Here is a 21,488-nt window from a genome sequence, read left to right as displayed (position 1 = left end):
AATTTCTTAGGTAGCACAGTGAAAAAAAGTTAAATCCTATAAAAGCCGAGTGATAAATTAATTGCTTATGTGAAACCAATTTCATAAGGTAGCTTAACTTCTAGGCATGATTTTCTCAAGAACTTCTGTATCCGGACTATCCCAGCCCTGACTCTCAAGCATTTTTGTAAATTCCCGCTGAAAATCCTGGAACTTTTTGACATTTTCGGGGATAATATTAAGGAAGTCATAATCCCCATATGCCCCTGTAAAGAAAGAAGAAACGGTCTCCTCAAACTTCTCCTCGATTCTCTGCGGGTACCAGAACCCGTTCTGTGAAAGCAAAACAAGGTTAGGATCAGGAACAGGCATCCCGTCTGAGTAGGTATAAAGCCCTATGAAAATCTCTTCTCCAGATTTCGCAATAACCAGTTTTTTCTCAATCCCGGGTTTCTGGAGTTTAAGGAACCACTCACTCTTTAAAAGATCCGCAACTTCATTGAGAACTCCGTGGGCTCTGAGTATCTTCTCTGCAAATTGCTGGATTTCCAGGATAAAAGTTTTGCGTTGCTCCTCAGGCATATCGAGACAGGTTATACACTTCTCATCTTCTAAAATGCCAGCATACGGAACTCCCTCATCCTCTGGTTTCTTCGGTTCTTCAGGGTTTCCTTCAGCCTTTCTTTCGTATTTCTCTCCCAACCCCTGCTGCTGCATCTCATTCTCAGGATATTTTATCATTATTTCATACCCCCTATGTATATAGGTCGAAGTACTCATAAATATTTAGTTACTGCAAACCCGTGAACTTCTTCACAATCCTTTTCAAAAAAGAGCTGGACAGCAAATTTTTTAGAAAAAAGTACTGGTAAAAGGAGGTTCAGTGAAACAAAATTACCTGAAGCGTTCAGCTCTTCTTAAGAGATTTTGAGGGGAACGGTCCACCTCATCGCAGATAATCCTGTGAGGAATCGAGCTTGGAAGAATGGAGCAGGTCTGATTATCCGTGCTCCGAAGCCCCCAGGTTTCATCTGTCAGCAGGAAGTAGGAATTCTCAAGCCTGACACCTTTTGCTTCCAGTGAAGAGAGAACCAGCGGGTCGGACAGGTCTTTTCTTATTTCTTCTGCTACTTTTACCTGAGTGCCGGGACCTCCTTTTCTTATAAGATAAAGCCGGTCATCCGAAAGAATTTTGTCAATCGTACGGATAATCAGCCTGTAGCAGGTTTTTTTATTTGTAGATTTTTCTTCGACTTTCTCGAGATAAAGAATATTACGCCCATTTCGGGCAATATCGGATAGGATATCCTCTCTCCGAGAAAAAGACTCTACCTCACAGGTTGGAACATTCAGGAAAAAGATCGGAAATTTTTTAGACAAGCTGTCAGCGATTGCCTGATTTACCTTTTCGCGTGGAATATACTCAAAATTAATATTGAAACCGGGTAATTTCCTTTCAATTTCCTGCTTTTCCTTCTGGAAAATTTTTACGGCTTCAGTAGAATCATTATAAATGGTAACGTCCCGGTCGCCCTCAGAAAAAATTTGGGTCAGGGTTACAGCGAAGTTAAGGGCTGCAAGTTCACAGTCAAGATTATTTTTTGGAGCATTCGGGACCTTTGTTGTAGACTGGTGGATCTGCTTCCCGTCCCGGAGCACCGTACAGCCGATATAAGAGTCTTCCCCTTCATTAAAGGAAGAATCGCAGTAAACCTCAAACATGCTTGTTTTCACCTTCCCAATAGAAATATTCTTACGAACTGTGCCAGGATATACAGCCAAATATGTAAGCAGTAACACGACAAGGCTGCGGATTAGTTATGACTATTGATAAAGTACGATATTAGAAATATGTTACGTATAGAACAGAACAAAAGAAAAAGCAAAACAAAAGAAAGAGCAAAACGAAGCGTAAAGAGAAGAAGAATGGAAAAAATAAAAAAGAAAAGAGATGAAAGGAATCAAGCTTAGATAATAATTGCAGCGGTCTTTTCATCCTTTTCTTCGTCGAATTCAGTGACAAGGGCTTCGGTTGTGAGTACCATTCCTGCAATTGAGGCGGCGTTCTGAAGAGCGCTTCTGACTACTTTTGTGGGGTCGATGACACCTGCTTCGAAAAGATCTTCAAAGATGTCTTTCTTTGCATTGTACCCGTACAGTTCGTTTGATTCAGCTTTTATGGTTGCAACCACCTCAGCTCCTTCCCTTCCTGCATTTGCAGCGATCTGGCGTACCGGCTCTTCGATAGCCCTCTTGACTATATTTACACCTACCTCCCTGTCGTCATCGAATTTCAGGGAATCCAGAGTAGCAGCTGCACGGAACAGGCTTATTCCGCCCCCGGTAACTACGCCTTCTTCAACTGCAGCTTTTGTGGCATTGAGAGCATCGTCAATTCTCATCTTTTTCTCTTTCAGTTCGGTTTCGGTTGCAGCTCCGACTTTGATTACTGCGACTCCGCCTGCTAACTTTGCCTGGCGCTTTCTGAGTTCAGTCTTCCTGTACTCTGAGTCTGAGATATTAATCTGGGCTTCGATGAGTTTGACCCTCTCATCAATCTTTTTCTTGTCACCCTTGCCTTCCACAATAGTAGTCTTGTTGTTGTCAACAGTGACTTTCCTTGCACTTCCAAGCATATAATCCTGGAATTCCTCAAGCTTCATGCCCTTGTCTTCGCTAATTACCTGCCCGCCGGTCAATATGGCAATATCCTCAAGCATATCTTTCTTCTCATTTCCGAAACCTGGAGCTTTGACAGCGCAGACTTTCAATGCTCCGCGGATGATATTAAGGATCAGGGCAGCCTGGGCATCTCCATCAACGTCATCGGCAATAATAAGTAAAGAACGACCTTCAGAGGCGACTTTTTCAAGTACGGGGACAATCTGCTTCATGCTGTTGATTTTCTTGTCCGTGATAAGGATGTAAGGATCCTCGAACTCACAGATCATTTTCTCTGAATCGGTTACCATGTATGGAGAGACAAAGCCCCGGTCGAATTGCATACCTTCCACAACATCCAGGCTTGTGTCCATTGTTTTGGAATCCTCAACCGTAATTACCCCATTGTAGCCGACTCTCTCCATGGCATCGGAAATCAAACTGCCTATCTCTTCATCATTGTTTGCAGAAATCGTGGCTACCTGTAAGACTTTATCCTTGCCTTTTACTTCAACGCTCTTACTCTTGAGATAGTCAACAACCTTTTCTGTTGCAATCTCTATGCCTTTCTTGACTTCTATCGGGTTTGCTCCGGCACTGATGTTTTTCAGGCCTTCCCTAATCATGCTCTGAGCAAGAAGGGTTGCAGTAGTTGTTCCATCGCCGGTGGTATCCTGGGTTTTGGAAGCGACTTCTTTAACAAGTTTAGCTCCCATATTCTCGAACTTATCGCGAAGTTCGATTTCCTTTGCAATAGTTACTCCGTCGTTTGTGACCACAGGTTTTGTAGTTTTGTCCAGTACAACATAACGTCCCCTCGGTCCCAGAGTGATCTTGACGGTATTTGCAACTTTGTCCACACCGTTTAAGATTGCCTTTCTCGCATTCTCGTCAAACATTATCTGCTTTGGAGCCATCCATATTCACCTAGATTAAAACAGATTTTTTCCTAAATCGAGTTTGAATGTGTCTTTAATTTTCCTGGATTACTAAAAATATGCTTTTATTCTCTTTTCTTCAGAATCAGCGTCATTCAACATTATTCTTCTTCAACTACTGCCAAGATGTCCTTAAAATCGACAAAAAGATGCTTTTCACCGTCAATTTCAATTTCGTCTGATTGATACCCCCCATAGAGTACATGGTCACCTTTCTTCAGAGGAAGCTCCTTTCCATCCTCGAAGGTTCCCACTGCAACGACGAACCCTTCCTTTCTTTCCTTCCGTGCGGACTCAGGGATATAGATACCGCCTTTTGTGACTTCTTCTTTCTTCATGTGTTTGATTAAAACTCGTTCGCCAATAGGTTTTATAATCACTCTAATTTTCCTCCTTATGCGTAAGTGACCCTATATTAGCTGAACATTAAATGGTAGCTATGAGTCATTAAGGGATTGGTTGATATATTGAGCGCTTGTGCGCCCAACAATCTGCATATAATGTGAAACTTATATTTAAAAATTACCAGAAAAATAAACATGATTAATAGAAAATCGAGATGATATCGACAAAATACAAATAAACTATATATATATGAGATATTGTAAAATATAAACTGATGGTTCAGCAGATAATACTCAGACACCTTGAGAAACCGCGTGTTAAAAGTCTGGAAGAGGACCTCCTGTGGTTTTGCAATAGCTTCGGCTTTACCTCGGGAAGAGACATAGAAAACACCTCGACCAAGATAATTTTTGCCCTGCTTGATAAACTTTCAAATGATGAAGTAACTTCTTCAGAAGCCCTTGCTAAAGACCTTGAGATGAAAATATCAAGAGTAAACCATCATTTAAGGAATCTCAACGATTCTGGGCTAGTTTACAGAAAAAAACGCCTGATATACCTGAGAGGAGGCAGCCTGAAAGCTGCAGTAAAAGAAATGCGAAAAGATTCGGAAAGAATTTTCGATGAACTCGAATACATGGCTGAAGAAATTGATTCTAGAATAGGAATAAAGAACCGGTAAAGAAATTAAAAATTAATGAAAATTAAGAAAAGAGCCCGGAAAGATGCCAATTAAGTCGTACCGGAAAGAAATTTAATAATAAACCCATTTATTCTCCAGCCGTGAATCGAGTATCCATAATACGCTGCCCTGATTATTCTGGAACAAAAAAAAGCTATAGCCGAAGCCCTGGAACTGGTGGGAGGTCTTGAAAATATAATCCAGCCAGGCGACCGTGTGCTTCTAAAACCAAATATCCTTGCAGCCAGTTCTCCCGAAAATGCAGTAACCACCCATCCCTCAGTTGTAGCGTCAATGTGCGAGTTTGTGCTTCAAGCCGGGGGGAAACCTGTAGTCGGGGACGGAGCTGGCATCTCAAGACCGGGAGCCACCTCAAAAGCCTTGAGAGCTTCAGGCATAGAAGAAGCCGCCCGAAAAGCCGGAGCAGAGGTAGTTAACTTTGAAACCGCAGGCTTTACCCTTGTAGATGTGCCTGATTCCCTGCAGTTTCGCAAACTATACATCGCAAATCCTGTCCTTGAAGCCGATGTTGTGATATCCCTTCCAAAATTAAAGACTCATGAGCTTACTTACTACACAGGTGCGGTCAAAAACTTCTTTGGGACCTTGCCTCTGAAGTGTCGGAAAGAGGCACATCTTCTTGGAAAAAGGGAACTTTTTGGCGAAGCCGTTGCCGATGTGTATTCAGTTGTTATGCCCGCTTTTGCCGTCATGGATGGGATTATAGGCATGGAAGGGGATGGTCCCTCTCATGGGAAACCCATAAACTCAGGAGTAGTTCTGGCAAGCCAGGACTGTGTTTCCCTTGACATTGTGGCTGCTGAAATGATAGGCTTTGAGCCTCTTAAAATTCCCACGACTGCAGGAGCTATGAAAAAGGGCTTTGGAAATCAGTGCCCTGTTGTTGTAGGAACCCCATTAAAAGAAGTCAAAATCAAATTCAAACCGTCCAGCGGAGGAGTCAGCACAGCCCCTTCCTTTCTTACTCGCAGCCTTGGCAAATATTATAAGATCTATCCCAGGATTAACAGGAGAAAATGTACACACTGCGGAGCTTGTTATTTAAACTGCTCTCCTCATGCCGTAGAACAGCTCGATGATGGAAGTTACAGGATTAATGAGGATAAGTGCATTTTATGTTACTGCTGCCGTGAACTGTGCCCTAGCAACGCGGTAGAAATCAAAAAATCCCTGCTTGCAAGGCTTATGACAGCAAAAGAAAATCTAACTGGAAAAATATGAAAATAAACCTGAAAAATTGTAAATAAGGTTGTAAACCGAAAAGAATGAGCCGCTATAAACCGACTTAACCCCGGTTTACACCTTTACCGTATCCAGTTAAATCCAGAGAGACATTTAACATGCCTCCCCGTTAATTATCACTTCACCCTGTTAATTATCACTTCAGTGATACTTGCGTTCCCGTCTTGCTGCGATCTCTTTTTCTCTTTCCAGCCTCTGCCTTCTCTCCTCATCAGTTTCGGTCTCTTCCATACGTTCTATCCTTTCTTTTTCCTGCCGCGCCATTACTTCTTCGGCGGTTTCCAGGGTTCCTGTTCTCTCAGTACGAGCAGCTCTCTGTGGCTCGGTTTCTCTGGATACTTCTGCCGTCACACCTCTCTGCCAGTAAGGCTGGTATCCGTAATAAGTGTAGGTTCTGGAGAGTTCCTCACGGGTTAAGGGCCAGTTGTCCTTATCAAAGCCTTCTGCTCTTTCCAGAACGTCCCTGGAAATATTAAGGACGAAGGCGTGTTCACGCGGCCTGAGAGATAGAGCTTCCCAGGGGATAGCAAACAGCTTATCGGCCATACCCAGGAATCCGCCAAAAGACATGACAGCATACGCTACCCTGCCATTGTCGAGATCAATCATTAGCTCTTCAATCCTTCCAAGGTCTTCTCCGGCTGGATTGATGACCCTATCCGTTTTTATCGTGCTTGCCGACAAAAAGTCAGGTGTCACTTTACCTTCTGTGCCCCTTGCTTGAACCATAGTTTCGGCTTCTGCCCGCTCTCTCTCAAACTGTGTTAACCTTTCTCTCTCAGCCTCCGCCTGCTTTTCTACTTCAGCACGTTCTCTTTCCAGCTCAACCAGTCTCTGCCTCTCAATCTCAGCCTGTTTCCGGGCTTCTGCACACTCTCTTTCCAGTTGAGTGAGTCTCTCTCGATGGGTTTCTTCCTGTGTCTGTACCGACCTCAACTCTTCTTCGAGCCGGGATATTTTTTCTCTTTCTTCCTGCCTTCTTGCTTCCTGCAGCTCTTTTTCCAGCTCTGCCAGCCTCTGCCTTTCGGCCTGCGCCTGTCTCTCTGCTTCAATCCTCTCTGCTTCCAGCCGCTTCAGCCTATCTCTCTCAGCTTCTGCCTGCTTCTCGGCTTCCATCCGCTGCTTTTCTAACTGCGAGATTTTCTCCTCTTGCGCTCTCCTTAATTCTTCAAGTCTTTCTCTCTCTTGCTGCGCCGCTCTCTCTTCTTCCGTTCCTACCGGCGTAGGCTCTCTTTCCATCCGGGATACCCGTTCGGATTCGGTTTCAGTCGGCATAGCTGCAGCCACTCCTGCTGCTGCCGCAGCTCCTGCTGCAGGTGCCGCCATTTCTGCCTGCCAGTAAGGCTCGTATCCGTAGTAGGAATAGGTTCTGGAGAGTTCTTCACGAGTTAAGGGCCAGTTATCCTTATCAAAGCCTTCCGATTTTTCGAGAGTCTCTTTGGGAATATTAAGAGCGAAAGCGTGCTCATGCACTCTCAGTGTAAGAGCCTGCCAGGGAACAGCAAAAAGTTTGTTTCCTATACCCAGGATTCCACCATGTGAGACCACAACATACCCTACTTTTCCATTCTGGAGATCGATCATAAACTCTTCAACTTTTCCAATATTCTCTCCAGTAGAACTGACGACCTTATTCCCCTTTAGCGTGCTTGCCGACAGAAAATCCGGATTTTCCCTATCTGTAGACGTTCTTCCAGCCCGGGTCATCCTCTCGGATTCAATCTCTTCAGGCATTCCTGCAGCCGCTCCTGTCTGCCAATAAGGCTGATATCCATAGTAATTATATACAGTGGACAGCCACTCATGGGAAGTTACAGGCCACTTGTCCTTATCAAAGCCCTCGGCTTTTTCAAGAGTCTCTTTAGGTACATCAAGGACGAGGGCATGGTCATGAAGTTTTAATTTAAGAGCCTGCCAAGGAATAGCAAACAGCTTATTGCCCAGCCCCAGGAATCCTCCAAAAGAAAGCACTGCAAACGCTAACCTTCCATCACGAAGGTCGATCATTAATTCTTCAATCTTTCCAAGGTCGTCTCCAGCTGCGTTAACGACTTTATCTCCCTTTAGCGTGCTTGCTGACAAAAAATCTGGATTATTTCGATCTGCCATAATTTTTAACCCCCAAAGTTTTACAAACATATATTTAAACGCCTGTACCCAGACGAAATTCCGAATTTTCCCCCCGATAAATTTGTTTCACATCTGGTTTATCAGTAATGAATGCCTGGTCTGTTTGCCCAATTAAGGCTAAGGTCTACCTGATCGGCTATAATCTCGGTGTCTGCCAGTAAGGCTCATATTCGTAGTAGCTGTATACTTTAGAGAGCCAATCATAGGTAGTTACAGGCCAGTGATCTTTATCAAAACCTTCTGCTTTTTCAAGAGTATATTTAGGGACATTAAGTAAGAAGGCATGTTCTTGAAATTTTACCTGAAGAGCCTGCCATGGTATAGCAAAAAATTTGCCGCTCATACCCGGAAACTCATCAAAAGAAAGTACGGCATATGCTACTCTTCCAGCCTGGAGGTCGATTACTAACTCTTCAATCTTCCCAATATCCTCTCCAGCAATGCTGACAACCTTCTCCCCTTTTATCGTGTCTGCAGGCAAAAAATCTGGATATTTTTTACCTGCCGCTCTTCTCATTAGAATCATTCTTTCAGGCTCGGTTTCTCCAAGCAATTCGGTCTGTTCTGCCATTATATTCTGCCAGTAAGGCTGATGTCCATAATAAGTATAGACGCCAGAAAGTTCCTCACGGGTTAAAGACAAGTTGTCCTTATCAAACCCCTCAGCTTTTTCCAGAGCCTCTCTGGGGATATCAAGAATGAAAACATGATCATGCATTTCTGATTTAAGAGCTTGCCAGGGAATGGCAAAGAGTTTATCCCTCCTGTCAAGGATTCCGCCAAAAGACAATACGGCATAGGCTATTCTTCCATCTATGAGATCGATCATTAACTTTTCAATCTTCCCAATATCCTCTCCAGCCTTGTTGATGACCTTACTCCCTTTTAGCGTACCTTCTGACAAAAAATCTGGATTATCTCTATTTGCCATATTCTCCAGCCCCCAAACTCAGGAAATGCAGTATTAAAAACCTGCACTCCAGGCATAACCTCAAACCTCTACCCCAATTAAATCAGTTCCAACCCCCTATTTGCCAGTAATTGATAATACCTATCTACCCTATTAAGGTATCAGAGATTACCCGGCCGATTCTCTATACGCTGTTCCTGCCAGTAAGGCTGGTATCCATAGAAACGATATACAGTGGACAGCCATTCACGATTAGTTACAGGCCAGTGATCTTTATCAAAACCCTCCGCATTTTCAAGGGTCTTCTTAGGGATATCAAGGACAAACACATTTTCATCAGGTCTTGGTGAAAGAGCCTGCCAGGGAATAGCGAACAACTTATTGCCCAGCCCCAGGAATCCCCCAAAAGAAAGGACAACATAAGCTATTCTTCCGTCTTGAAGGTCGATCATCAAATCTTCAATCTTCCCAAGATGTTCCCCTTCTTTATTGACGACCTTTTCCCCTTTTATTTCACTTGCTGACAAAAAATTCATTCTACGCCTGATCTCTCTAGTTTCCGCCCGGGCAGTCCTTTCCGTTTTGGATTCTTCCGGAGCTTCGGTTTGTTCCGTCTTTGCAGGCTGCCAGTAAGGTCGATACCCATAGTAGGTGTAGGTATTGGAAAGCTCCTTATGAGTAGTTAAAGGCCAGTTATCTTTGTCGAAACCTTCTGCCTTTTCCAGGGTTTCTTTAGGAATGCCAAGTAAAAAAGCATGCTCGTGTACTCTTAGTGTAAGAGCTTGCCAGGGAATAGCAAACAGTTTATCGCCAAGACCCAGGAATCCCCCAAAAGAAAGGGCAGCATACGCTACTCTTCCGTTCTGAATGTCAATCATCAGTTCTTCAATTTTCCCCAGATCCTCTCCCGTACTGCTGATAACCTTATCCCCTTTTATCGTGCTAGCTGACAAAAACTCTGGATTATCCCTATCTGCCATAGTTAAAACTCCCTAAGCTTCAGGAGACACCATTCCAGAGCCTGCGCCCCCAGACACAGCTCCGAAACCTACCCCTAACTAATATTATTTTTTTGATGTTACTTAAAACTACCGGAATGGTTAAAAGTAATACACTATGTTATTAAGTAGAAATTTATGAATAAAAATTATAAAGAAAAAATAGAAATGGAGAGATTTTTTGGAAAATTTATCTATTAAATTTAAGGACCCTAGGCTGGCAAATCGTCTAAAATGCCGGGAAAGAATACTCCTGCGGTTAATTATATTGATGAGACTAGCTATTAAAAAATATAGAACTTAGAAGGAGGAATTTATGAGTAGTTCCATGAACCAAATAATTTTGATGTTCTAGATCACTCATAAAATATTTTAACAATTCGCGCCGGGCAGGCTGCAGATCCTGAAAGAAGGGAAAAGCCGGTAAATAAGTTATAACTTTTTCCTTTTTATCTTTTTGAAAGCTCTTTTAATCCAGAAAGCCAAAAATACATATCAAAAGGATTTTTTGACAATTACTTCTATAATCTTACCTTCGAAGGTGATAGGATGCTCCATACCTATATAGATACTGAATATGCTCCGGAAAAGTGCTCTCTTTGCAACGGGACCGGGCATGCCAATGGCGGAGTTTGTGAAGCCTGCGGGGGACAGGGTGACGTACTTGTTGCTCAGCCTGCAATAGCATGTCCAGTCTGTAACGGATCCGGAACTCTTGAGATTGGAACATGCAAGGCATGTGGAGGAAGCGGCTGGGCTCTTTTTTGAAAAGAGTTTTTCCTGAAGCAAGACTCAAAAAACGATTTATAAGGAGATTCTGAATTTTCCGTAGACCTATCGGTTTTGCCTCTCCCGAAATCTCACTTTTTCTCGTCAGGCAAGCAGTCAAAACAGGTCTCATAGTTTACGGATTTGTATTTTTTCCTGCATACAGGACAGAGATTCATACCCCTGAGGCTTGCAAAATGGCAGCGTTTGCAGAGCACAATTGCATTTGCCAGAGATTCACATTCCTCCTCTGCTTTTTTAACTTCCTCCTCAATTAATTCATTAATCCCAGATTCTTCAAGCCATTTGTGATACAGCTTTTTAAAGTTGCCTTCTTCCGTGTCCTCAAGAAGAACGTCGGTAAATTGTTCCTCAAGGTCAGTATGATCAGGCTCGGTTTTATGTACAGTTGAGGCTTTATGCCAGTAAGGGTGGCTTTTATGCCGATGTTTGCCGGTTGGGATGCGATCGAACTTCTGGTATTTCTGCCTGTAAATCTCCTTGAACCTTGTATATGCAGCACTGTAAATCTCAGATTTGACCTGAGCCGGAGAATAAGCTCTGGGAATATGTATACACAGGGAATCGGAAGATCCGCACCATGCACAGGTCTTACCTTTGAGAAATTCAGTTCTTTTTTCTTTCCATTCCTTTGTATTGCGTTTCATAGAACAACCACAAGCCTCTGTTAAAACGGACATTTTGAGAATCAGGGCATCAAAAGGAAGTAACAGGATTGTCTTAATGCTAACTGGCAGCCTGAAATTAAATAATTATGCCTCTGAGTGCGAATCAGAATGTTACTTAACAGATTAAGGAAGTTCTTTAAATTGATCAGGATATACACAGAGAGAAAGTCAAAAGGGATTAATAACTAATATACCAGTCAAACAAAAAAAACAAATTGTATAAAGACACAATAATTGAATAAAAAACAAAATTTCACAAAGTAGGAAATTAACTTTCAGTCTTAATAAGACAAAGTAGGAAATTAATTTTCAGTCTTAATAAGACAAAGTAGGAAATTAATTCCCCGTCTTAATAATACAATGTAAGAAATTAATTTTCAGATCTTAATAAGAAGTTAAAAGCAGTAAACCCGAACGGTGTAAAGAGGGAGGGGGACTCTATTAATAAAATAGTTTTCATTCTATTCATAATTTTGATAACTTTTTCAGCAGGATGTATGGAAGGACAACCAGAACAATCAGGGATCTCAGGGAATACAACAGAAAGCCCAGAAAACACAACAGAAATCCCAGAAAATACAACAGAAAGCCCAGAAAACACGACAATAATCCACAAGACCTATGGGGCTTTTACGCTTCCAGAAATGCAGCTACAGGTCTTGACTGTAAACAATACGCATGTTGTATTTATAACATCGGGCATGGAAGGGGAATCCAAGCAAATATATGAGAAACCTTTTAATGAGACTGATTTTGAGGAACTTGTAAACCTGTTTGAGAGAAATGGATTTTTTGAGATGCAAGACCGTTACACCCCACAGGAAGGACAACCCATAGTTACAGATGTCGGGACAGTGGAAATAAGCCTGATTGAGAAAAATAGGTCAAAAACAGTAATTGTAGATCCTTACTATTCAGAATATATGCCTGAAGGTCTTCAGGAGATCGATTCGGCACTTCTCGAGCTTCGTGCCTATGCCGTATCCACTTCGCCTGAGGAAGCCGAAGAAATAGCAGAAAACTGGATAAAGAGTGCTCCTACGTACAGCTTCGACGGCTTCGACCTGAAGCTTGAAAATCATGAGATTCTAGAGTCGATTCCAGAACAGCATATTTTAACCTATACTTTTACAAACAGGCACGGAGGTTATGGGGATCGGACAGGTCAGATCGTAACTGAGGCTCTTACTCCTCATAGAATAGAAATCACAGTCTCAGGCAGGAATGTTACATCTGCCATAATCGACGGGAAATGGGACGAACTTGCCCAGAAACCTGTCGAGAAAGAAACTGAAAACCCTGACGCTACTTAAACACGGGAAAATATTGGATTTTGAAGTTTATTCAATCCCCTGGGGTTATTGAGTTTCCAGGGGAGTACTGATTTTTCTTATTAATTTCGTATTTGAATTAAAAATTTCCAGGGGAAAAATTAAAGGGTTCCGGTGACCCATCCCCGGGTTTCTAAATATTTTCTTTGACCTGACAAATTGTAAGATCATCAGCTATATCGGTAAAATTGCTGATCTCGTTTTATCTTGGAAGGCGAGAAGACCCTTTCCAAGATAAAGTAGAGAATCTCACCCTGAATTCCAACCTTAATTTTCTTTATTGTTAAAACAGATAGTATACTCTGTTCCCGGGTACCTTTTAAGCTCGATATAACCATCGATCTGCTCTACAAGAATGTTTACGAGCTGAAGCCCCAGGGAATCAGTATTTTGAAAATCGATCTCTTCGGGGATTCCTTTTCCATTATCTTTTACAGTGAGTATATAATTGAAATTGTTATAACATTTAGAATACCCATCAACTGCATATTCCTCTCTTTCCAGATAGTCCTGCTGTACGTCCCGATAGTTATTATTTGGATAGTTATCATCTGGGCAATCATTGCCTGTCGGACTGGTTTTATCCTGATCCGGAATCCCATATCTTGCAGCAAAAGTTTCAATCCTGCAGAGATTTATGCTAATCTCACCTTCCTTTTTCTCAGGGAAAGCATGCTTGAAGGCATTTGAGATAAGCTCGTTTACAATAATCCCCAGCGGGATTGCAGTGCCCATGTCCAGATAAACCGGTTCGAGATTCAGCTTGAGGTTTATATTGTTATTCCCCACTCTGTAAGATCTGAAAAGATCTGCGGTTAGATTTCTAAGGTAATCTGAAAAATCGAGAGTGTCCATGCTTTCACTCTCATGTAGCTTCTCGTGAATCATTGCTATGGATGCAACCCGGTTCTGACTTTCCCTGAAGGCCTCAATTACCTCTTTGTCATCGAATTTTTCTGCCTGGAGGCTGAGAAGGGATGAAATTACCTGAAGGTTATTCTTTATGCGGTGATGAACCTCTCTTATCCGGATCTTGTCTATTTTTTCCAGAGCTTCTTCTGCCATCTTGCGTTCAGTGATATCATAAATCAAACCCTGAAATTTCCCTGAGTTTTCAGGTTCTTCCGGAATCTTCTGGATGATTTCCCTGACCCATTTTATTTCTCCATCTTTTTTCTGTATTCGGTATTCGCTTTCAACAATAGAATTCGGGTTTAATCTCAATTTCTTCCTTTCTTTAAAAATAGTAGGTCGGTCTTCAGCTACGACTATTTCCTGCCAATCGACCTGTCCGGAAACTAGATCCTGCTTGGAATAACCTGTCATTTCCTCAACAGGACCGTGCATGAAAGTTATCTTAAAGTCATTACTGATTTGGAAACCAATTCCCTGGAGATTTTGCATGAAAGAGCGGTAACTGCCTGAATCTTCTTCTTGATTCCTTCTGTCGTCTCCCTTTTCAATGCTTCGAGGCTCAATAAAGTACCTCTTGCCTATCATCCTGCAAATATGACTGTACTCATCCCCAAGGAAAGCTGCTTTCTGCCTTAAATCCTCTTCCCGGTGTTTAAGCTCCCTGAAGAACAAACTGCAGGGTTCTTCAAATCCGATGTCTACAATTGCTTTATAAATCAGGTAAAAGGACAGGAGTTTGAAAATGAGACCTATAACGTTTGAAGCTTCATCCATTTGACTGTAAAACATAAAGGACAATTCTGAAAGAATTGCCAGGATTATGGATATTGAGAGCAGGTTGAAAACATCTTCTTCAAATCTATCCCTGATTATATACAGAGGGAACAGGGAGAAGAGAAGCATGAAAGAAATAAAGTATCCACTAATTATTTTGGATTGTGTGAACCCTGAATCCAGGAGATAAGAATCCGGGAAACCCTGTAAAAAGAAGACCGAAACTACGCAGGCGATGGTAATTACTGCATATATGAGAAAGGTCTTCCAGGCAAAGGCTGCATTATTTAGAGTTTGGACATTCCCCAGCCTTTCTCCAGTGTATATTAAAAGCAGCGGAGCTATCAGGAAAGTAGCACTTCTCAGGAATCTTGCAATTATATGCAGTTGAACGGTAAGGTTTGTGTCAAACCCTGGAAACACTCCCATTCCATGGAATGCAAGAGTGCCCAAAAAGTCGACGCCTCCGACAAAAAAATATCCAATTCCCAGAATAATAAGATACCGATTCTCCAGGCGGGATCTTGATTTCCATACTATGAGAAATATCACATATGCAACGTAGACAATGAACAATTCTACTACTGTATAAAACAGGAGATAATTGCTAAGGCTAATTAAGTAAAGCAAAATAAGTATAGTGACCCAGACCACTACCTCATAGAAATCCACTTTTAGCGTGTTTTCCCTGACGTCTAAGATGTTCAGTTACCCCCATTATATATAAGCCTTGAAGGGTTAAGTATCTATAAGTATCTATAATAATTGAGTTTGTTTACACTAAATTTTTAGGCGTACAAAGCAGCTTTAAACCCATAATAAAACCTGGTATAGTTTTAGACCTGCAAAGCCTTACAAGGATGAATGGAGAGGGAAGAGCAGGACGGATGCAGAAAAAAGATTAAGGAGAAGCCCGGAGGCTCTTATCCCGTTTACCGTATCCCCCCAATACAGCAGCCCAGATGATATTTCCCCCCCAGACATATCGATTCCGAGCAGGATAGGCCTCCAGGCAATTCTTTTAATTATTACATACTCGACTTACTTCCTAACTCCACAATATATTAAGGACATGAATTATTTTAAATTAATTATTCAAAAAATAAGATGCAGACAAAATATATATTGGCATCAAATATTTTAAGCCCTGATGGAATTTTTTGATTCCACATGGGCGACACATCTGGGAAAAAGAATAATTGTTTTTAAAATATAATTTTTTCTGGCTTTCACTTCATATAAAGAAGTAATTATATAATATTTTAAGCTTAATTTTATACTTATACGTTTAAGAGTTTGGACATATAATATAATTATCATAGTTTATCTTATCAATTAATTCAGTCAACAGGGTTGAGGGAAAATATGTCAATTTTTAAAGATAGAGTGGATGCTGGAAGAAGGCTGGCAAAAGAGCTTTCTAAATATGCAAATCGTCCGGATGTGTTGATACTCGCACTCCCACGCGGGGGCGTCCCAGTGGCATTTGAGGTTGCAAAGGAACTGAATGTAAAGATGGATGTGTTTATAGTACGGAAACTGGGAGTGCCTGGAAATGAAGAACTGGCAATGGGAGCTATTGCTTCCAACGATATCCGTGTGCTGAACGAAGATGTTGTCAGGTCGTTTCACGTACCCGATAGAGTAATTGCTACCGTAGCTGCGAATGAGCTCAGGGAACTTGAGCGCAGGGAACGCCTTTATCGTGGAGATAGACCCAAGCCCGATATAAGTGGGGCGACTGTAATTTTGATAGATGACGGCCTTGCTACAGGTGCAACAATGCGTGCAGCTGCAGCTGCCCTTAAAACCAAAAACCCGGCTAAAATCGTTGTTGCAGTGCCCACAGCTGCACCCGATACATGCGAGTTTTTCAAAAAGGAAGTAGACGAAGTAATATGTGTGACTACGCCTGAACCTTTCTATGGAGTTGGAGCCTGGTACGTCGATTTCAGACAGACAACTGACGAAGAAGTAATTGAACTCCTGGAAAAAGCAAGAGCTCTTCCAGCTAAATGAAAACTGAATTAATATCTGCTTATATCCGAATCTGTGATTAATAGCAGAACTTTTTGGGGGGATTTGCATGAGCGAATTATCGAGTAAAAGTAAGAGCAGTAATGAGATTCAAATCCCAATTGATTCTATCACACTTGAAGGGAATCTCACTATTCCTGAAGGAGCGAAAGGAATTGTTGTTTTTGCACACGGCAGCGGAAGCAGTCGTTTTAGCTCGCGGAATAGGTTTGTTGCGCAGGAACTTCAGAAGGAAGGCCTCGGAACGCTGCTATTCGACCTGTTGACAGCCGAAGAGGAGAGAATTGACATGGTAACGGCTCATCTCAGGTTTGATATTGACCTGCTTGCAAGCCGGCTTGTTGGGGTTACAAACTGGCTTTTGAGCAATCCTGATACTAAAAACCTCAATATAGGTTATTTTGGCGCCAGTACAGGAGCTGCAGCCGCACTCATAGCTGCAAAAGAGCATGCAGATGTTGTAAAAGCAGTCGTTTCCAGGGGAGGAAGACCTGATCTTGCTGAAAAAGCTCTGCCAGATGTAAAGGCTCCAACACTGCTTATTGTGGGCGGGCGGGATTTTCAGGTAATCGAGATGAATCAGTGGGCGTTAGACCGGTTGAAGACAGAGCAAAAAGAACTTAAAATCGTTCCCGGAGCAACTCATCTTTTCGAAGAGCCGGGCGCACTGGAAGAAGTTGCAGATTTGGCTGGAGAATGGTTTAAAAAATATCTTCTGGAAGAGAAATAACAGGTAAGTGGCGAATTGTTGAATGGGTAAAAAATAACGATTTGCTTGTTTTAGTTTATTCGGTTCTGTAGAGAACCTCTAAATAAGCTTAAACAGATTAAAAATAAAGTTTCTAAGGTAAAATAGTTTAAAAATACCTTCTAAGATATTTTCGCTTACTTCATAACTGCGGATAACTGCGGAATACACGGAAAGCATGACGGGTTGTACCCATATTTTCTCTATTTTGCGTTTTCCGTGCTTTTCGTGGTTAATGATTTCCTGTAAAGCCGTTTATATCTTCGCCCCTGTTTCAATCCTGTTATCTGCTGCAGACCTAAAGCTCACTTTTAAAATGTATAATAAACTTTGTTCCGTTTCCCCTTTCCAGATCTAAACTGCCCTCTATCTGGCTTATAAGAGCGTTTACTAGCTGCAACCCCAGAGTTTCAGGGTTCCTGAAATCGAATTCTTCCGGAAACCCTTTTCCATTGTCTGCATAAATAAGCTTATAATTTTTACTCGTTCCGGAAAGCTTTTCTGGGCTCTCAGAGAGAACTGTGTCAGTGGAATTATTCCCTGTTATTTCTTCTATAGATTCTTCTCTGACCAGAGAAATCGAGATTTCCCCACCTGCTCCTGCTGGAAAAGCGTACTTAATAGAATTTGTAAACATTTCATTTATTATAATGCCCAGGGAAACTGCAGTATCAACTTCGAAGAAAACAGTACTGAGATCAAGCTTTACGCGAATTTCGCCGGTTTTGGTGTTGTATGATTTGATAAGATCGGTTATAAGTTTATGGAGATAGGACGAAAAATCAAGAGAATCCAGTTTTCCAGATTCGTAGAGTTCCTGGTGAATAAGAGACATCGATAGAATACGGCTTTCGCTTTCCTTAAAAGCTTCAATGACTTTTCTGTCACTGAACTTTTCAGCCTGAAGATCAAGCAGAGACGAAACAATCTGCAGGTTGTTTTTAATTCTATGGTTGACCTCTTTCTTCCGCAGCTGCTCAGCTTTTTTATTTTCCGTAATGTCCCTGCACATCTCAAGGATGCCTATAACTTTTCCATCCTCTCCGGTTACAGGAATTGCTTGAATATACCAGGTTCTGCCATCATCTGTAGTAAATTCCCCTGATTTTTTATTGCCTGTTGCAAAGATCCGCTCAAAATTCAGGTAGCTGGACAGAAGACCAACTGTACCAGGAATATCTTTAATGGACATTCCAACTGCTTTTTGAAGCTCTATGTTCATACATTCAAGGGCAGCCCTGTTTACCCAGATAATTTTAAGCTCAGAGCTTACGAAAATAACCAGCTCATTCAGGGAATCGAGCAGGACTTTCTTTTCTCGTTCCTGTGCCTTTAATTCCTGTTCTGCAAGGTAAATCTCATTTAGCATTCCATTAATCTCTCTTGAAAGGCAATAGAGTTCATCATTATTATCAAGGGACAACCTTTGGGAAAGATCCCTCTCTGATCTGATCCGGGTAACGAAATTATCAATTCCTGTTAATCTTGAGATGAATAATCTGTCAAATGCAAACTTGATTCCTGCTCCGGTCACAAGTCCGGTTAGCAGAAGGAAAAGGTACACGTTATTCAGGGTTTTTTCGCCGTGTGAGTAAAGTTCTCTTGGAGAATCCGTTCTCATAATAATTGCAGGCTTGCCTGAGATATCCTGTAATCCAAAATAGCCAGCTACTCTCTCCTCACTAAGGGGCTCAACAATAGTTTTGTCAAGATTTTCCGAAAAAAATTTGAGTTTGGTCTGGAAATCAGGAGGCAAATCCTTATCAACCCTGTACATCGAAAGGGAAGAAAGGGTCACTTCTTCAAAGTAGTCAAGATAGGTATTATCAAAGAGCTTTCCGAAAATCAAAGTGCCTCTCACAGGCCCCTGGTGCTTTGTTGTAAGAATAGGATGGCAGGAAATAAACATAGGGTTTTCATGAAGCAAAACAAAACCGCTTATAGTATCATTTTCTGCTTTTGTAAGAAGAGTTCCGTCTTTTATCAGTTGAAGTAACTCCTGAGGGACCGATACCTCTTCTGCGGTATCAATATCTATTGATTTTGCATAGACCACGTCTCCGGATTCATTTACAAAAATCATCACATTAATCTTGATTCCTGCAAGGGTCTGATTCTGAAGATTTACATCGATATATTGCGGGTTTCCATTCTCAATAAATTCATAAGTATCATCCCAACATGCCCAATCCTGCACAATGGAATCCAGGTATTCCTGTTCAGCTGAAACGACATTCTGCACTCTTTCTACATTCTCCAATGTATCATTATGTTCAAGCTCCAGAAAGTTCGAGAGCTGCATGTTATGAGTTAATGTAAATGCCGCAACAAAGATTGAAAAAATCAAAATAGTTATTATAAAAACTTTTTTGCTAATATCTATTATGGACACCCCACAGCCTATAAATAAGAAAAAATAAAATGTATTAATGTATAAAGGGGAGAACAGTATATAAAATTTAGGATAAATATGAGATAAATTTAAAGAAAAGAATACTTTTCTCGAGTTTTCAAATTGTTTGCAGCTACAGAGAGAATAATGTAGGAAATTGTTCTCAAAATTTAATCTTAATACACAGGGATATACATAGAAATATATTCAATAGAGTTCATCGTATGGTAAGAATATATTATAAATGAAAAAAATTAAGAGTCAAGCTCAATAGGTTAAAAAAACTTTGGGAACTATGCCGCTTAGGATGTATTCAGACAGATAGGTTATTCCTCGAAATCACCATACTGGTTCTGTTCCTTTACTTTCTTCTCCAGAAGCCCATAAACGGCAGGACTCTGAATTACTTCTCCCCTGGCATTATAACGAGAACCGTGGCAATGGCAGTCCCAGGTTCTATCAGCATCGTTCCAGGATACCGTGCATCCCATGTGCCTGCAGGCAGGATTGAGAGTATAAAGTATGCCCTGAGGGTCCCTGTATACAGCCATTTTGTCCTCTCCTTTTTCAACAAGTACGCCCTGACCTGGTTCGACTTCTGGGAGATCTTCCTGGGCAATGAGTTCGGATATTTCTCTGAACCTTGATGGATCGTATACCTCAACCCATGGATTATCCCTGCCAAGAATCATATCCGTGATTATCACTGCTGCCGCAGTGCCAGTTGTCATGCCCCACTTTCCGAATCCGGTAGCCAGATAGAAATGTTCGCTGTCCGGAGTAAGCCTTCCTATAAGCGGCACACCATCTTCAGATACTACATCCTCAGTTAACCAGTGATAGTCAATAGACCTTACATTATAGATCGCCCTTACCCAATCCTCGAGCTGCTTGTAGTGCTGATGTGTTGGATTTCCACTCCCTGTAGGATGCCCGTCGCCAACTGCAAGCACAAGTTCACCTCCCTCAGCAGGCTGGGAGCGTAGGGATCGGGTAGGCTCCTCGGCATTTATAAACATTCCATCCGGAAATGTTTCTTGAATGCGTAGTCCAAGTACATATGACATTGATTGAGATAATTTTTTGAACAGTTCTCCTGGTTTGTCAAGGATCGGGTAATGCGTTGCCTGAATTACATCATCAGCTCTTATTGTTCCCCTATCGGTTTTTATTACTACGGGCTCTCCTCCTTCTATCCCGAGTGCCCGAGTTTTCTCAAAAATATAGCAATTATCTCCCTCAATCTCTCTGGCAAGGGCACAGAGGTATTTTCGAGGATGAAACTGCGCCTGTCTGTTAAAGCGGACTGCTCCGTAGGTCTCAAAAGGCAATGGTAGACTACTTTCAAATGAGGCTGGAAGTCCCAGGCTCCTGGCTGCTCGGACCTCATCCAGAATTTTCTGTGCAGATTCTTCAGAACCTGCATAGACATACGCCGGTTTGTGAGCAAAGTCACAGGATATGTCCCATGAACGAACTATATACTCTATTCTATCGATTGCTGCCTGATTAGCCTCAGCGTACTGTTTCGCCTTTGCCCTTCCAAATTTTGAGATCAGTCTGTCATAAATCAGGTTGTGCTGGGATGTGATTTTTGCTGTTGTATAGCCTGTAGCTCCTTTTATTATCCTGTCTGCCTCAATAATTGCGACAGACATTCCCACTTCTTTCAAAAGAAAAGCCGAAGTAATTCCGACTGTCCCTCCCCCGATTATCGCTACGTCAACATTAATATCCCCTGAAAGAGCAGGATAGTTGGATTCAGGGGTAGTTGCCAGCCAGTATGATTCTGCCCTGCCAGGCAGAGTATAACCCGTATTTTCCCCATGTGTCATACTTTTCACTTAACCTTTGTTCTAGTTTATCTAGATCGAACACTTCTCTCATCGATAAAGGGCAAACGCTTATAGGATAATGACCTCGCCCGA

The 21,488-nt window shown here is 41.8% G+C and carries 16 protein-coding genes and 1 pseudogene; 6 read left to right on the top strand and 11 right to left on the bottom strand.

Annotation, left to right across the window (positions count from 1 at the left end; all coding sequences use genetic code 11):
* Positions 1-93: 93 nt before the first annotated feature.
* From MSTHT_RS11705 to groES, 4 genes are all read right to left on the bottom strand, one after another.
* Positions 94-720 (bottom strand): hypothetical protein, encoded by a 627-nt coding sequence (locus tag MSTHT_RS11705; RefSeq protein ID WP_048167935.1) that lies wholly within the window; start codon positions 718-720, stop codon positions 94-96.
* A gap of 153 nt (positions 721-873) precedes the next feature.
* Positions 874-1,701: a ribonuclease H family protein gene (locus MSTHT_RS11700; protein ID WP_048167934.1), complete on the bottom strand. Its 828-nt coding sequence runs from the start codon at positions 1,699-1,701 to the stop codon at positions 874-876.
* A 245-nt stretch (positions 1,702-1,946) separates the two neighbouring features.
* Positions 1,947-3,557: a chaperonin GroEL gene (gene groL / locus MSTHT_RS11695; RefSeq protein WP_048167933.1), complete on the bottom strand. Its 1,611-nt coding sequence runs from the start codon at positions 3,555-3,557 to the stop codon at positions 1,947-1,949.
* 122 nt (positions 3,558-3,679) lie between these two features.
* A complete protein-coding gene (groES, locus tag MSTHT_RS11690; protein ID WP_048167932.1) occupies positions 3,680-3,958 on the bottom strand; it encodes a co-chaperone GroES in 279 nt (92 codons plus the stop codon).
* Between the two features lie 239 nt (positions 3,959-4,197).
* Here groES and MSTHT_RS11685 point away from each other — a divergent pair, with 239 nt between their 5' ends.
* Together MSTHT_RS11685 and MSTHT_RS11680 are read left to right on the top strand one after the other, a co-directional pair.
* A complete protein-coding gene (locus MSTHT_RS11685) occupies positions 4,198-4,605 on the top strand; it encodes a helix-turn-helix domain-containing protein (protein ID WP_048167931.1) in 408 nt (135 codons plus the stop codon).
* A 101-nt stretch (positions 4,606-4,706) separates the two neighbouring features.
* Positions 4,707-5,847, top strand: a pseudogene (locus MSTHT_RS11680) (DUF362 domain-containing protein).
* Between the two features lie 162 nt (positions 5,848-6,009).
* On the opposite strand, the gene MSTHT_RS11675 reads toward MSTHT_RS11680, so the two are convergent.
* From MSTHT_RS11675 to MSTHT_RS11665, 3 genes are all read right to left on the bottom strand, one after another.
* Complete coding sequence (locus tag MSTHT_RS11675) at positions 6,010-7,977, bottom strand: PRC-barrel domain-containing protein (protein WP_048168568.1); 1,968 nt, start codon at positions 7,975-7,977, stop codon at positions 6,010-6,012.
* Between the two features lie 157 nt (positions 7,978-8,134).
* Positions 8,135-8,929: a PRC-barrel domain-containing protein gene (locus MSTHT_RS11670; RefSeq protein ID WP_048167930.1), complete on the bottom strand. Its 795-nt coding sequence runs from the start codon at positions 8,927-8,929 to the stop codon at positions 8,135-8,137.
* Positions 8,930-9,069: 140 nt separating this feature from the next.
* Positions 9,070-9,888 (bottom strand): PRC-barrel domain-containing protein, encoded by an 819-nt coding sequence (locus MSTHT_RS11665; RefSeq protein WP_048167929.1) that lies wholly within the window; start codon positions 9,886-9,888, stop codon positions 9,070-9,072.
* Positions 9,889-10,455: 567 nt separating this feature from the next.
* On the opposite strand from MSTHT_RS11665, the gene MSTHT_RS11660 reads away from it, so the two are divergent.
* Positions 10,456-10,674, top strand: a complete 219-nt coding sequence (locus tag MSTHT_RS11660; protein ID WP_048167928.1) for a transcriptional regulator — start codon at positions 10,456-10,458, stop codon at positions 10,672-10,674.
* Between the two features lie 92 nt (positions 10,675-10,766).
* On the opposite strand, the gene MSTHT_RS11655 is transcribed toward MSTHT_RS11660, so the two are convergent.
* Positions 10,767-11,342: a hypothetical protein gene (locus MSTHT_RS11655; protein ID WP_048167927.1), complete on the bottom strand. Its 576-nt coding sequence runs from the start codon at positions 11,340-11,342 to the stop codon at positions 10,767-10,769.
* A gap of 518 nt (positions 11,343-11,860) precedes the next feature.
* Between MSTHT_RS11655 and MSTHT_RS11650 the strand changes: the two genes are divergently transcribed.
* Complete coding sequence (locus MSTHT_RS11650; protein ID WP_181952197.1) at positions 11,861-12,676, top strand: hypothetical protein; 816 nt, start codon at positions 11,861-11,863, stop codon at positions 12,674-12,676.
* 285 nt (positions 12,677-12,961) lie between these two features.
* Here MSTHT_RS11650 and MSTHT_RS11645 read toward each other — a convergent pair whose 3' ends face one another.
* Positions 12,962-15,055 carry an MASE3 domain-containing protein gene (locus MSTHT_RS11645; protein ID WP_231588086.1) on the bottom strand — a complete coding sequence of 698 codons (2,094 nt, stop codon included), beginning with the start codon at positions 15,053-15,055 and terminating at the stop codon, positions 12,962-12,964.
* Positions 15,056-15,748: 693 nt separating this feature from the next.
* Here MSTHT_RS11645 and MSTHT_RS11640 point away from each other — a divergent pair.
* Both MSTHT_RS11640 and MSTHT_RS11635 read left to right on the top strand, forming a co-directional pair.
* Positions 15,749-16,402, top strand: coding sequence for a phosphoribosyltransferase (locus tag MSTHT_RS11640; RefSeq protein ID WP_048167926.1), 654 nt, complete (start codon positions 15,749-15,751; stop codon positions 16,400-16,402).
* 67 nt (positions 16,403-16,469) lie between these two features.
* Entirely contained in the window at positions 16,470-17,150 is a 681-nt protein-coding gene (locus MSTHT_RS11635; protein WP_048167925.1) for a dienelactone hydrolase family protein, read from the top strand.
* Positions 17,151-17,466: 316 nt separating this feature from the next.
* Here the strand turns inward: MSTHT_RS11635 and MSTHT_RS11630 are convergent, their stop codons facing one another.
* Both MSTHT_RS11630 and MSTHT_RS11625 read right to left on the bottom strand, forming a co-directional pair.
* Positions 17,467-19,470, bottom strand: a complete 2,004-nt coding sequence (locus tag MSTHT_RS11630) for a CHASE4 domain-containing protein (RefSeq protein WP_082086835.1) — start codon at positions 19,468-19,470, stop codon at positions 17,467-17,469.
* 416 nt (positions 19,471-19,886) lie between these two features.
* The gene (locus MSTHT_RS11625) at positions 19,887-21,395 is read right to left on the bottom strand and encodes an FAD-dependent oxidoreductase (protein WP_048167923.1); all 1,509 of its coding nucleotides are present in this window, start codon (positions 21,393-21,395) and stop codon (positions 19,887-19,889) included.
* Positions 21,396-21,488: the final 93 nt, after the last annotated feature.

Source organism: Methanosarcina thermophila TM-1, from assembly GCF_000969885.1.
Lineage (GTDB): Archaea > Halobacteriota > Methanosarcinia > Methanosarcinales > Methanosarcinaceae > Methanosarcina > Methanosarcina thermophila.
Note: the sequence above shows the minus strand (reverse complement) of the source record. Positions and strands in the feature narration are given on the sequence as shown.

Coding starts and splice junctions, on each gene's coding strand:
- MSTHT_RS11630 (WP_082086835.1), bottom strand. CDS start 19,470: ATGCAGCTCTCGAACTTTCTGGAGCTTGAACATAATGATACATTGGAG.
- MSTHT_RS11640 (WP_048167926.1), top strand. CDS start 15,749: ATGTCAATTTTTAAAGATAGAGTGGATGCTGGAAGAAGGCTGGCAAAA.
- MSTHT_RS11660 (WP_048167928.1), top strand. CDS start 10,456: ATGCTCCATACCTATATAGATACTGAATATGCTCCGGAAAAGTGCTCT.
- MSTHT_RS11635 (WP_048167925.1), top strand. CDS start 16,470: ATGAGCGAATTATCGAGTAAAAGTAAGAGCAGTAATGAGATTCAAATC.
- MSTHT_RS11675 (WP_048168568.1), bottom strand. CDS start 7,977: ATGGCAGATCGAAATAATCCAGATTTTTTGTCAGCAAGCACGCTAAAG.
- groL (WP_048167933.1), bottom strand. CDS start 3,557: ATGGCTCCAAAGCAGATAATGTTTGACGAGAATGCGAGAAAGGCAATC.
- MSTHT_RS11665 (WP_048167929.1), bottom strand. CDS start 9,888: ATGGCAGATAGGGATAATCCAGAGTTTTTGTCAGCTAGCACGATAAAA.
- MSTHT_RS11625 (WP_048167923.1), bottom strand. CDS start 21,395: ATGACACATGGGGAAAATACGGGTTATACTCTGCCTGGCAGGGCAGAA.
- MSTHT_RS11655 (WP_048167927.1), bottom strand. CDS start 11,342: ATGAAACGCAATACAAAGGAATGGAAAGAAAAAAGAACTGAATTTCTC.
- MSTHT_RS11650 (WP_181952197.1), top strand. CDS start 11,861: ATGGAAGGACAACCAGAACAATCAGGGATCTCAGGGAATACAACAGAA.
- MSTHT_RS11705 (WP_048167935.1), bottom strand. CDS start 720: ATGATAAAATATCCTGAGAATGAGATGCAGCAGCAGGGGTTGGGAGAG.
- MSTHT_RS11670 (WP_048167930.1), bottom strand. CDS start 8,929: ATGGCAAATAGAGATAATCCAGATTTTTTGTCAGAAGGTACGCTAAAA.
- MSTHT_RS11700 (WP_048167934.1), bottom strand. CDS start 1,701: ATGTTTGAGGTTTACTGCGATTCTTCCTTTAATGAAGGGGAAGACTCT.
- MSTHT_RS11685 (WP_048167931.1), top strand. CDS start 4,198: ATGGTTCAGCAGATAATACTCAGACACCTTGAGAAACCGCGTGTTAAA.